Annotated in this window: 10 protein-coding genes; 5 read left to right on the forward strand and 5 right to left on the reverse strand. The window is 48.6% G+C overall.

Features of this window, described 5'->3' with window-relative positions:
• The first annotated feature begins 228 nt into the window (after nt 1-228).
• Entirely contained in the window at nt 229-1,683 is a 1,455-nt protein-coding gene (locus tag DDZ15_RS14610; protein WP_109647860.1) for a glycine--tRNA ligase, read from the forward strand.
• A gap of 139 nt (nt 1,684-1,822) precedes the next feature.
• Here the strand turns inward: DDZ15_RS14610 and DDZ15_RS14615 are convergent, their stop codons facing one another.
• The 4 genes from DDZ15_RS14615 to DDZ15_RS14630 all read right to left on the reverse strand — a co-directional run bounded on the left by DDZ15_RS14615 (nt 1,823) and on the right by DDZ15_RS14630 (nt 5,613).
• Nucleotides 1,823-3,199, reverse strand: coding sequence for an alpha/beta hydrolase (locus tag DDZ15_RS14615; RefSeq protein WP_158278727.1), 1,377 nt, complete (start codon nt 3,197-3,199; stop codon nt 1,823-1,825).
• A gap of 148 nt (nt 3,200-3,347) precedes the next feature.
• The gene (locus tag DDZ15_RS14620) at nt 3,348-3,923 is read right to left on the reverse strand and encodes a superoxide dismutase family protein (RefSeq protein WP_199222981.1); all 576 of its coding nucleotides are present in this window, start codon (nt 3,921-3,923) and stop codon (nt 3,348-3,350) included.
• Nucleotides 3,924-4,018: 95 nt separating this feature from the next.
• Complete coding sequence (locus DDZ15_RS14625; RefSeq protein WP_109647862.1) at nt 4,019-4,705, reverse strand: copper homeostasis protein CutC; 687 nt, start codon at nt 4,703-4,705, stop codon at nt 4,019-4,021.
• A gap of 152 nt (nt 4,706-4,857) precedes the next feature.
• On the reverse strand, nt 4,858-5,613 hold the full coding sequence (locus tag DDZ15_RS14630) for an alpha/beta hydrolase family protein (protein ID WP_109647863.1): 756 nt from the start codon (nt 5,611-5,613) through the stop codon (nt 4,858-4,860).
• Between the two features lie 185 nt (nt 5,614-5,798).
• Between DDZ15_RS14630 and DDZ15_RS14635 the strand changes: the two genes are divergently transcribed.
• Together DDZ15_RS14635 and DDZ15_RS14640 are read left to right on the forward strand one after the other, a co-directional pair.
• Nucleotides 5,799-8,285: a zinc-dependent metalloprotease gene (locus DDZ15_RS14635; protein ID WP_109647864.1), complete on the forward strand. Its 2,487-nt coding sequence runs from the start codon at nt 5,799-5,801 to the stop codon at nt 8,283-8,285.
• A gap of 307 nt (nt 8,286-8,592) precedes the next feature.
• Complete coding sequence (locus tag DDZ15_RS14640) at nt 8,593-10,638, forward strand: S9 family peptidase (RefSeq protein ID WP_199222982.1); 2,046 nt, start codon at nt 8,593-8,595, stop codon at nt 10,636-10,638.
• Nucleotides 10,639-10,742: 104 nt separating this feature from the next.
• On the opposite strand, the gene DDZ15_RS14645 is transcribed toward DDZ15_RS14640, so the two are convergent.
• Nucleotides 10,743-11,237 (reverse strand): fasciclin domain-containing protein, encoded by a 495-nt coding sequence (locus tag DDZ15_RS14645; protein ID WP_109647865.1) that lies wholly within the window; start codon nt 11,235-11,237, stop codon nt 10,743-10,745.
• A 460-nt stretch (nt 11,238-11,697) separates the two neighbouring features.
• Between DDZ15_RS14645 and DDZ15_RS14650 the strand changes: the two genes are divergently transcribed.
• Both DDZ15_RS14650 and DDZ15_RS14655 read left to right on the forward strand, forming a co-directional pair.
• Nucleotides 11,698-12,288 carry an RNA polymerase sigma-70 factor gene (locus DDZ15_RS14650; protein WP_109647866.1) on the forward strand — a complete coding sequence of 197 codons (591 nt, stop codon included), beginning with the start codon at nt 11,698-11,700 and terminating at the stop codon, nt 12,286-12,288.
• Nucleotides 12,254-13,243, forward strand: a complete 990-nt coding sequence (locus DDZ15_RS14655) for a FecR family protein (RefSeq protein WP_109647867.1) — start codon at nt 12,254-12,256, stop codon at nt 13,241-13,243. Before DDZ15_RS14650 ends, DDZ15_RS14655 begins: the two co-directional genes overlap by 35 nt.
• The last annotated feature ends 7 nt before the right edge of the window (nt 13,244-13,250 follow it).

The following is a 13,250-nucleotide window of genomic DNA, read 5'->3' on the forward strand; positions in this document are numbered from 1 at the left end:
GAGTCACGCAGATGATTCGCGAAGTTTCGCAGATTTCAGCTTGAATCTGCGGCTAACTCAGCGTAAATCTGCGAGAACCTGATTTATACTGTTTTTTATTTCTAATGTGAGCTAAAATAACAAACAATCCTCACAAACGGTTCATAGAGGTGAGATTTTTCCTATCTTTGTGATCTTTTTACGGAACTGAATTCATAGACAAAACCAATCAACCGAGCTGATTTTTACATGCCAGAAAAGAACCTGACCGGCCTCGACGACATCGTATCCCTCTCCAAATCCAGAGGATTTATTTTCCAATCATCCGAAGTGTATGGCGGACTGGCCGCCGTGTACGATTACGGCCCCCTCGGTGTGGAGCTGAAGCGCAACATCCAGAACACGTGGTGGAAAGCGATGACCCAGGCGCACGACAATATCGTTGGAATTGACGCCGCCATCTTCATGCATCCGAAGGTGTGGGAGGCCAGCGGTCACGTAGAAGGTTTTAACGATCCGATGATTGATGATAAACAGTCAAAAAAACGTTACCGGGCGGATATGCTTATTGAGGAGTATATTCAAAAGTTACGTGATAAAGGGAAAGCGGAAAAAGCGGATGACCTTCAGCAACAGCTTGACACGACCGGTACACGGAATGGGCTCTGCGAAGACCTCTACGAGATCATCATGCAGGAGGAGATCAAAGCACCTGATTCAGGGGCATTCGACTGGACCGAAGTGCGTCAGTTCAATTTGATGTTCAAAACCCACTACGGTGCAACGTCAAAAGATGATGAGGATGCCATCTATTTGCGGCCTGAAACCGCACAGGGCATTTTTGTCAACTACAAGAACGTGCTTGATACCGCCCGGGTGCAGGTTCCTTTCGGCATTGCGCAGGTGGGTAAGGCGTTCCGGAATGAAGTGGTAGCCCGTCAGTTTGTTTTTCGCATGAGAGAGTTTGAACAGATGGAGATGCAGTACTTCGTGGAACCGGGAACGGATGAAGAGACGTACAACAACTGGCTGAACAAGCGAATGGAGTGGCATAAAAGCATCGGTATCCGCGAAGAAAACCTGAGGGCCACACCGCATCCTGATGACAAGCTCGCGCATTATGCACGCGCCGCAGCGGATATCCAGTTCAACTTCCCGATCGGCTGGCAGGAGGTGGAAGGCATTCATAACCGCACCGATTTTGACCTGTCGCGACACCAGGAATACTCCGGCAAGAAGATGGAGTACTTCGATCAGAAAGAGCAGAAACGGTACGTGCCGTATGTGATTGAAACCTCCATCGGCCTCGACCGCTGTACCCTGATGGTATTATGCGATGCCTATAGAGAGGAGGAGGTGGACGGAGACACTCGCGTCGTTCTGAAGATGCATCCAAAGCTGGCTCCAACCAAGGTTGGCATCTTTCCCCTTATCAAGAAGCCGGAGCTGCAGGAGCTTGCACACAAGATCGAAGCCGACCTTCAGGAAGAATACACGGTACTCTACGACGAATCCGGCTCTATCGGCAAGCGGTACCGCCGGCAGGATGAAGCAGGTACTCCCTTTTGCATCACGGTCGATTTTGACGGTCTTGAAGATAACACCGTCACCATTCGTTACCGGGATGACATGAAGCAGGACCGCGTTTCAGTTGATAAGGTGGATGAGGTGATCCGGAGCGGGATCAAGAGCTGGAAGCAATAACGTCTCACCGCAGAGGCGCAGGGAACGCGGAGATTTTTATATTTATTGACTTAATTCCCGGCTTATCAAAAGTATCACGGAACTGCTGAAAATTATTACAAACTTTGCGCTCTTAGCCCCGAAACTTCGGGGCGGTGAATCACAAACCTGAAAGCCACTCCAGAATCGCCCCCAGGAACCCCTCCGCGAAGCGTTTCTCGAGCATGCCGTATTCGCCTGGCATACCGGTATTTGCCTGCTGAAAGAGGTGATTGGCTTCAGGGATGGTAACGGTGTTCAGATCAATTTCGCTATTTTCGGCAAGACTATCAGCAGCTTCCCGGTTGGGTTCATTAATTACCTGCATATCTTTTTCTCCAAAGATCGCAAGCAACGGTATCTGCAATGTTTTTACCACTTCTGCGGGGTCAAGCTCTATAAAAGACCGAAACCAATCGGTTTTTGCAGCAGCAAGCTGCCTCGATACCTGGCTCCTGATAAATGCATCCATATCGCCGAGTGATTCACGCTGCTGCTCCGATAGCATATTCATCTGCTCCTCAAGACGCTCATAAAGATCTTCTTCAACCTCTGCCCAATCTCCATTATTTCGCACCACTTCATAGATTCTGGCCTGGTACTCCAGGTTCTGCTCTACTACGGATTCACTGACGTTCTGAGCTTCAGAGATAGCCCTGATTTGCTGGTTAATAATTTCATCTCCGCCAAAAAATGGCGCTGCCATGAAAATGATTCCGTCTACCAGCTCATTACCGGAGGCTGCGAGCGCAGCTACTCCTCCACCCTGGCTGTGGCCAAGCAGCACAATGTCATTAAATGTTTCCACATGGTTGGATGCGAGATATTCAATGATATCTTTCAGGTCATCCGCAAGATCCTGCAGGGTGGCATCTTCCACACCTGTTGATTCTCCCACTCCAATATCATCATATCGAAAACTGGAATATCCGCTGTCGAGAAGGGCCTCGGAGAGCTCTCCAAACACCCGGAATCCCGCCACATTTTCATCGCGGTCTTGAGAACCCGATCCGGTTATAAGTATCACAATGGGTTTTTGGCTATCACCTTGCAGAAGGGTACCCGACCGCTGGCCCGATTCGGTTGGAATGACAAGATTTGTACCTGAAGAATCAGATTGTGAAACCGAAACCTGATTTTGGCGGATAATAGAAAATGGAAACCGCGTTCCAAGCTGCTCAAAGAGGCCGCTTATTTCATCATTGCTTTCATTCAGGCGGCCCATAAAAACGGCTGCACCCGTCCCGGTCTGAAACTGAAAAACCATCGAGTCGGCCTCAACGTATGTAAACTCCACGGGGAGATTGTAGGCAGCCTGCTGCGGAATGTCGATTGTACCATCAAATTCGCCCTGGTTGTAGTTGAAGACAAATTCGATACCCAGTTCCTGTCCGTTAACCGTGATAGATCCTGACCAGTTTCCGACAATGTCGGCAGACTGCTGAGCATGGAGCACCGGACTTAGTGCAAAAAAGAGAACAAATAGAATTTTGAGCATTCGGGAAGGTATGAAAACCATCCTAATAATGCATTATCCGGAGGCCTGCAATACGCAAATTTTTACGTAGAATTACGTAGATACAGCCCAAGCTCATGATCGCTGGTTTGCGGTATGCCAAATCACAGGTAAACTGTAACCCGAACAATTAATAATCAGGATTGGCCACACCAATAACGCCGCATCCAAGCCGCGCACCCGCTGCACCTGTAGGTTGTGTTTCAAGATCGTCCTGACCTGCATGTACGATCACTCCTCGTCCAAGAATGGAGTTCGGTCCGTTCAATTCAACCACATCGTCTGTGTAGTCAATTTCAGCGACCCCCTCTTCATTAGTCGGCAGATTCCCCAGGTCGCCTACGTGCCGGTCATCATCCGTCGGAGATCCGTGCGGCATGTCCATAGGATTGAAGTGGCCGGCTGCAGAGGTTCCGTCAGATGCTCTGCAATCACCATATTGATGAATATGGAAGCCATGGAGTGACTGTTCAACCAGCCCGGATACCGTAGCCTGCACCCGTACACCGTCTTCAGTCTGGGTAAATGTAACCATGCCTTCAATATCGTTGCCTTCAGTGGGGTAAATCACCGCCACTGCCTTTTCAATCATTGTTTCTGGCTCTTCCTCCATATTTTCGGATTGTTGCTGGGTCTGAGTGCATCCGGCAACAAGAAGAACTGCGATTAATAAAGTCAGTGTTGAGAAATATGCTTTTAATGACATTTTATGATGTTTTGTGTTGTTTTGTAGTTTATTGCCCATCAATATGTTAAACAGAAGAGAGGATTATATCATTCTGATTCAGCAAAAAGAAGTTTTCACCCGTGCAACCAATTCTGAAACTTATTAAAAATATCATCTTCGAATAGTGGAATATCCTCTCGCCTTTTCCTTGCAATGCAGCTTGCATGAATGTCCTGGAGCAATCCGGTTTCCATTAACAAAGGAAGATGTTCTGGCATTAGTCCGCCTCCCGGCATAATGATGATCTTTCTTTCTGCAATTTTAAGCAGCCTGATGATCTCTTCCAGTCCCTCGCTCACATTTTCTTTCATACCGGATGTCAGAATCCGACTGAAGCCGCATTCAATACTTGTCTGGAGGCCCTCAAGGGGATTCCTGCATGAATCAAATGCCCGGTGAAACGTGCACGGTTTTCCACCCGCTGCGCCAATCAACTCCCTGCAGGCATCGCTGTTTATACTGTGATCATTATTCAGGATGCCAAATACAAAACCATCCGCGCCGGCGTTGTTCAGCAAATCAATTTCCCGGTTCATCACCTCAATCTCATCTGATGTATAGATAAAATTCCCTCCCCGGGGACGGATCATGACAAAAACCGGAATGTTCATTTTCTGTTTAACCCACTGAAGCATACCCACACCCGGTGTTTCTCCCCCCTCAGAAAACGAACTGCAGAGCTCAAGACGATCCACACCTGCACCGGCCGCCCTAAGCGCTGATTCTGCATTAAAAACGGGAGCTTCAAATAGGATGGACATGGTGCAGGGTGCAGGGTGCAGGGTGCAGGGTGCATTAAAACTGTTTTTTAAACTATTTAAACATCAATTTTATTAGTAACTTATGAACTTATTTTAGACTGCCTTCTGCCTTCTGCCTTCTGCCTTCTGCCTTCTGCCTTCTGCCTTTTCACTTATAAATAAATCTCCGCCCACTCAGCAATAATGGATCCCGCATACCGGCTGAATTTTTCGTCGGTGAGCAGGTGATCCGCCTCATGCAGGGAGAGAAAACTTTTCGGGTGCCGGGCCATCTTGTAGATATGCGCTGCATTGTCAATCCCAACTGTATCGTCAAGCGGAGCATGCATCACCAAAAGGGCACGGTCCAGATTTTCAATATAGCTGTCCATTCGTGTTTCGGCCAGGTCGTCAAGGAACTGCTTTTTGATCCGGAACGGACGGCCCGCAAGGTTTACAATTGCTGAGCCCTCCCTTTCTATCTCCTCTTTTTTGGATTCAAAATGATGCTCTACATGCTTTGGTTCGGATGGCGCACCTATTGTCGCAACTGCCTTTACGGTTTCCATCCGGCCCGCTGCCTGAAGAACGGCCGCACCTCCGAGTGAGTGACCAATCAGGATAGTGGGTCCATGCATCTCTCTCTTCATGTACTCTGCGGCCGCGATCAGATCATCCACGTTCGAACTGAAATTGGTATCCTCAAAACTGCCCCCGCTGTCGCCAAGCCCGGTGAAATCAAACCGAAATACCAGCACCCCTTTCCTGTTCAGGGCCCTGGCGATATTGGAAACTGCTTTCAGATTTTTGGAACAGGTAAAACAGTGAGCAAAAAGAGCGCAGGCTCTGTGTTCACCGTCCGGACGATCCACTTTTGCAGAGAGCATCTCACCCAATACACCTTTGAACTCAATTTTTTCCGAAGCCATAGTGATTTAAATTTTGGATTCAATAATAGTACACGCTTATTCAGCTCGAATCATCACAAATGTATACTGTCACTTATTCGGAATATTATCAAATTTTTACACTCCTTTCTCTTTTCCCCTTGAAGAATAGTCAGGATAACGGCACCTTAACCCGACTATAATATTGACACTAAATTATCGATTCTATGACAACATATGTACTTCGTTTGTCTATGGTTCTGATTTCCGCATTTCTGATTGCCGGTTGTGCAAGCACGGATGCCGTTCAGCAGGACAATGGACCCTCAGAAAGACCGCAACGTTCAGCTTCATCAGGAAACGGGGAGATCAAGCCCTTTTCAGAAGTAATCAAAGACAGCTTTGAGAAGGATGAAGGACTGTTTACCGTCTACAGAGACAAAAACACCTATTACTATGAAATCCCCGACGATGTTCTCGGACGTGAGATGCTTATGGTTTCACGTATTGCCCGCACCGCCAATGGAATCAACTACGGCGGTATGCGAAACAACAACCAGGTTCTGCGCTGGGAAAAACGGGACGACAAAATTCTGCTTCGCCGGGTATCATTCAGCAATACGGCCAGCGATACACTTCCCATCTATGAAGCCGTTCGGAACTCAAACTTTGAGCCGATCCTCGCTACATTTGACGTGAAGGCGCTGAATGCGGATTCTACCGGCTCCGTTATCGATGTAACGAGCCTGTTTACAACGGATGTTCCGGCACTCGGCCTCCAGGGTAGTTTCAGAAGCCGGTTTCAGGTGCGCCGCGTGGATGGCAACCGCACATTCATCGAGTCGATCCGGGCCTACCCGGAAAATGTGGAGGCACGGCATATCCTTACATACGATGCAAACAACCCGCCGTCAAACTCCGATGCCAATACCATCTCCCTGGAGATCAACCACAGTATGATCATCCTGCCAGAAGAACCCATGCAGCGCCGGGAACCGGATGCACGGGTAGGCTATTTCACTGCCAACCAGGTTGACTACGGCACCGAGCAGCATCGTGCCGCACCGATGAGCCATATCACACGATGGAAACTGGTTCCCAAAGACAAGGAAGCGTATCTGCGTGGCGAGCTCGTGGAACCGGAAGAGCCCATCATATTTTATATCGATCCGGCCACGCCCGTTGAGTGGAGAGAGTGGCTGATCAAGGGAGTGGATGACTGGCAGGTAGCCTTTGAGGAGGCCGGCTTCAAAAATGCCATCTATGGCAAAATGGCCCCGACACCCGAGGAAGATCCCGATTTCAGCCTGGAAGATACACGATACCCCTCGATCCGTTACTTCGCATCCCCGATTCAGAATGCGTTTGGACCGCACGTACACGATCCGCGATCCGGACAGATCATGACATCCGCCATCGGCTGGTATCACAACGTGATGCGACTGCTTCGAAACTGGTACTTTATCCAGACCGCGGCAGCCAATCCGGAGGCACGGAATGTTCAATTCGATGACGACGTAATGGGTGAGCTGATCCGGTTTGTATCAGCACACGAGGTGGGGCACACACTGGGGCTTCCGCATAACTGGGGTTCCAGCTACGCGGTACCGGTCGACTCCCTCCGATCACCCAGCTACACATCGGAAAACGGAACAGCTCCCTCTATTATGGACTACGCCCGTTTCAACTATATTGCACAGCCGGGCGACGGCGTTACCAACTTCTTCCCCCGTGTCGGTCCCTACGACAAGTGGGCCGTGAAGTGGGGCTATACATGGTTTGGCGACATGTCGCTTGAAGAGCAGCAGGAAGTACTGCACGAATGGACCACCGAACGCGCCGATGATCCCTACTATTTCTATGGCCGCCAGACCGGTTCCAGAATCGATCCGCGATCCCAGAACGAAGACCTGGGCGACAACAGCATGAAAGCCAGCCGCTATGGCATTGCTAACCTTCAGGTGATTACGGAGAACCTGATTGACTGGATTGGCAAGGAAGGCGAGGACTTTGATGAGCTCGAAGAGCTGTACGGACAGGTTATCGGTCAGTGGAGCCGCTACATGGGTCATGTTACCTCCAACGTTGCAGGCGTATATGAGAATCATAAAACCTTCGATCAGGATGGCGTGGTTTATGAGCCCGTTCCACGATCCGTGCAGAAAGAAGCCATGGACTTCCTTCGAACACACGCATTCAGCGATCCGTCATGGGTCATGAACCAGGAGATCCTGGGCCGCGTGAATCAGGCCGATTTTGTAGATACGTTCCGCGGGCGGCAGGTATCCGTTCTGAATAACCTGGTAGATCCGCAGCGTCTTGCGCGCCTGATCGAATATGACAACAGAATGGACGGAGACGACATCTACTCCCCGTTTGAATTTATGGACGATGTTCGCTCTATGATCTGGACGGAGCTTGACCGGAATTCCGAAGTTTCCGTTTATCGCAGAAATCTTCAGCGGGCTTACGTTGAAAGAATGGAGTACCTGATGACCAGCGAACTGCCCAGCATCCCCGCTGCATTCAGACAGTTTTTTGGATTTACATCCATCAATGTAAGCCAGTCTGATATCCGCCCCATTGTGCGTGAGCAGCTTGAAACCCTTCTTGCAGACGTTCAGCAAACAAAAACACGCGTTAGTGACCGCGCGACCCGTGTTCACCTGAACGATGTGGAAGAACGTATCGAAAATATCCTGGATCCGAGTTAAAAAGCGATTCAGTTACGTACATTTTCAAAAGAGCCGTACCGATTTTTTCGGGCGGCTCTTTTTTTTATTTATTCGTTCAGTGATCGTGACAAGCTTTTAACTGATCCGAACCGGGTGCTCCCGTACCCGATAAAAGCATCATTTTTGCTGTATTGCTGATTATTTAATGATTGTTTCAATGCCAATAATATGTTTATTTGAGTAACGCATTTCACGCCTCCCACTCATATTTTTACTATCAGTTGCATCGATTACCGGTCGTTTTGTGGGATCAATAAAACAACACCCTTAACCAACTCTTACCATAATGCGAACACCCTTCTATACCACGAGCATCAGCCTTAAAGTTATCATGTCTGCCTTCATTTTGATGCTGCTTCTCATTCCTGTTTCTCAATCTGCCGCCCGGCAGTCTGCTGAAAGTGAAAAAACGCTGGATCTGAATATGTATTGGGAACTTCAGTCTGCCGGCAATACACAAATTTCACCTGATGGAAGCCTTATTGTATACACACGCGGGTGGATTGATCAGATCACGGATTCAAGAAAATCGGAAATCTGGATTATGAATTCGGACGGAACCCGCAAAAGGTTTTTAGCTGAAGGATCAAATCCCTCATGGTCGCCCGACGGCACACGTATAGCCTTTACGGCAGAAGGCGAACCCGGAGGCAGCCAGATTTATGTGCGCTGGATGGATAGCGAAGGAGCTACCAGTCAGATTACCCGCCTTACACACTCCCCATCCAATATCCGCTGGTCGCCCGACAGCCGGTACCTGTCATTCAATAAGAGGGTAGAAACCAAACCCTCGCTCACCATCAGCATGCCGTCCCGCCCCGACGGAGCCAGCTGGACGGCAAGCCCGAAAGTTGTGGAACGGCCGGTTTACAGACGCGACCGTCAGGGATACATCGATGATTCCTATACACACATTTTTGTGGTTTCAGCCGACGGAGGTGCGGTCCGCCAGCTAACGGATGGAAACTGGAACCACTCCTCATCGGAATGGACGGCAGACAGCCGTTCCCTGGTCTTTTCCACGCTTAGGGTAGAAGATGCAGAGCTTCAGTGGAGGCACAGTGAAATCTATTCCGTATCCGTAGATGACGGCACGATTCGCCAGTTAACCGACCGTTATGGGCCCGACAGCAACCCGCTGCCCTCACCAGACGGCCGGCACATCGCTTATCTGGGTGATGACTGGCATACGGACACCTACAGAAACAGAAAAATCCATCTGATGAATACGGACGGATCCAATCCAAGAATCATTGCACCCGATTTTGACCGTTCACCCCGCAACATGACCTGGGCACCGGACAGCAGGGGACTTTACTTTACCGCCAATTCCGAAGGAAACCGCAATATTTATTACGTCTCAGTTAACGGTGATGTAAGTCAGATTACAGAAGGCGTTCAACAGATCAATCTTCATTCAATCAGTAACCTTGGTGATCTGGGCATTACTTCCACATCGTTTCATGAGCCTGGAGATATCTATGTTCTTACAACGGGACGCAACAGAACAATGACGCGGCTTACCTATATGAACAGGGATTTGATGAAAGATGTAAAACTGGGCGAGGTCGAAGAAATCTGGTATAAATCGACCGATGATCTGGATATCCAGGGATGGGTTGTAAAGCCGCCCGACTTTGACCCCAGCCAAACCTATCCCATGATGCTGGTGATACACGGTGGTCCGCATGGAATGTACGGGGTGAATTTTAATTACTCATGGCAGGAGCATGCTGCCAACGGCTACCTGGTGCTTTACACGAATCCAAGGGGAAGCGCAGGTTACGGCAGCTCGTTCGGCAATGAAATCGACAATGCATACCCCAGCAAAGATTACGATGATCTGATGGCCGGAGTGGACGAGTTGGTCGGTAAAGGCTGGGTGGATACGGACCGAATGTACGTCTATGGCTGCTCAGGAGGAGGCGTTCTTACAGCCTGGGTTGTGGGCCATACAGACCGCTTTGCAGCGGCATCCTCTAACTGTCCGGTTATCAACTGGCTCTCTTTTGTCGGCACAACCGATGGAATCAGCTGGTACAGAAACTTTGAAAATCTTCCCTGGGAAGATCCGTCGGAGCACCTCAGACGCTCACCGCTCATGTATGTCGGAAATGTAACCACGCCCACCATGCTCATGACCGGCGAAAATGACCTTCGCACACCGATGCCGCAAACGGAAGAGTTTTATGCAGCTCTTCAGGTACTGGGCGTTCCGACAGCGATGGTCCGTTTTCAGGATGAGTGGCATGGTACAAGCTCCAAGCCTTCAAATTTTATCAGAACCCAGCTATACCTGAGAGCCTGGTTTGAAAAATGGGGTGAAAATTAAATAATACGACCCAATCAGCCCTTCAGACATAAAAAAAGCCCGTTTTCTGTTGAAAACGGGCTTTTAATTTCCTGTAAATCAATTCTACAGGCTATGCCTGTCAATTAAGGAAGAATAACTGCATCAATAACGTGAATTACTCCGTTTGAAGCTTCGATGTCAGCAGTTACCACAGACGCATCGTCAACGGATACACCGTAGTCGCCGATTGAAATTTCAACGCTGGAACCTTCAACGGTTTCAGCTGTCATTCCGTCGCTCAGATCGCCGGACATTACTTTACCCGGTACTACGTGGTAAGTAAGAACCTGGATAAGCTGGTCGCGATTCTCTTCCATCAGAAGGCTTTCAAGCGTACCCTCGGGAAGTGCTTCAAATGCTTCGTTCGTTGGCGCAAATACGGTGAAAGGACCGTCGCCCTGGAGTGTTTCCACGAGTCCTGCTGCCTGGAGAGCAGTTACAAGAGTTGAGAAGCTGTCATTTCCAGCTGCAATGGATACAATGTCGTTGTCATTGCTCTGTGCGGATGCCTCATTGACAGGTGCGAAAGTTAAAACGGTGATTGCCAATAATGCGATCGTGCTTTTTAAAAGTGTCATATCTGTTAAAGTTTAATTGGGGTTAAGGATTTGATTGCATCAAACCTTTGTGACACTCGAATCAACAGAGCCGCATACACCACGGTTCCTCATAAAAAGCTTTATTTTTTAATGCTCTATACTCCCATATTGATATGAAGCACAACAGGTTAGAATGTATAACACTCCTTTACAAAGATTAAATTACCGCTCAGACCATCATAAAGAATTGAATATTGAGAATATTGTATGGTTTAATAGCCTGTCTTGCCGGTTCGTTTCCCTGCATTATATTCAATTTCAGTGTATCCGGGAAAGGAACTAAAATGAAACACTCTACTTCTCTCTGTCTGTCATATCTTCTGAGAAGAAGAGGAAGGTCACTTCATGAACTTATTAAAGCACTCTGTGAGAGTTATCTAAAGAACTCACATTATATTAGGTATACCGCGTTCACCGGCTGTATTACAAGAGAACAAGGATGATGAGCGAAATCGACGATGAAACCATAAACCTCCTTGCAGCGAGGATCAGAAATGAAGACCGGCAGGCGTTTGACGACCTGTTCAGGTTGCTGTATCCGCGTCTGGTGTATTTTTCCATGAGATACGTGCACGACAGGGACGCGGCATGTGATATGGTTCAGGATGCGTTTGTAGCCCTGTGGCAAAAAAGATCCGGCATTGACCCCGATCAGGCGCTCAGGTCCTATTTGTATACCGCAGTAAGAAACCGTTCACTCAACTGGCTACAGCATTCTTCAAATAAAAATGAATCGATTCATGACCGGCCGGATATGAACCTAGTATCAGATAACCGTACGGATACCACAGCCGAACAAGAAAATGACAATAAAAACTCTCTTTCCGGGCTTTTCAGAAAGTGGATTTCGGAATTGCCTGACCGTCGACAGGAAGCTTTTGAGCTGAGCAGGTTTGACGGACTTTCACATGATGAAATTGCAGGAATTATGGATGTATCTCCAAAAACAGTGAATAATCATATTGTATCTGCGCTCAGGCATCTTAGAGAGCGCTATGAACAGCACCGTAACACAGAAGCGGAGGAATGATGCCATGAACAGGAATAGCCCTAATCAAAACCGGCCGTATACAAACGAATCTGAGCTCATCAGGATTTGGGAGATTTCCAAAACCGCTGAGCCGCATTCCACCGCACGGGAGATTGTCAGCGAAGCGGAAACGGAAAATGCATTGAGATCGGTTTGGGATCGAATCGATTCATCCGGAATGAAAGAGGAAACCAAAGTTCATGATGCGTCTCGAAACAGAGCAGAGAGATTCTGGATATGGGGACGTTACATGGTGGCAGCCGCTGCCCTTATCATAGCCGTTTCATGGTATCTTTTTGTTCCTGTAACGGTTACGGCTCCCTATGGCGAACAGGTAACCCTGGATTTACCTGATGGTTCACAGGCAGAGCTGAATAGCGGAACATCCATCACCTACAACCGGGCACTTTTTGGGCGAACGGACCGTGATTTAACGCTGAACGGTGAAGCCTGGTTTGACGTGACTCCCTCAGGTATTCCATTTACTGTAAAAGCAAACGGTACACTCACCAGTGTACTCGGAACATCCTTCAATATCAGGTCCTGGAGCAGTGACCCGGAAAACGACACGGAACTTTCCGTATCATCCGGCAGAGTGGCGTTCATGCCGCAGCAAGACATAAGAAGAGGAGTAACCCTCGAACCGGGACAGCTCAGTAGGTGGGATCCCTCTCTCACAGAACCCACGACTCCTGTATCCGTACCGATCAGCGAGATTACAGGATGGAGAGAGAACCGCATTATCTTCCGTGAGCAATCACTGCGCGTTATTATCAATGAACTTGAGCGCCGTTTTGATACCACGATCGACCTGGATGTGCCGGGGGCGGAGGATGATCCCATTACCGCATATTATAATTCTCCCCAAAACCTTCAAACCGTACTCGATGATATAAGTATGGTAAAAGGGCTGCGTTATGCAGAAACAGCAAACGGATACCGGATCTTCAAATAAGCTTCAC

This window comes from Rhodohalobacter mucosus, assembly GCF_003150675.1.
Lineage (GTDB): Bacteria > Bacteroidota > Rhodothermia > Balneolales > Balneolaceae > Rhodohalobacter > Rhodohalobacter mucosus.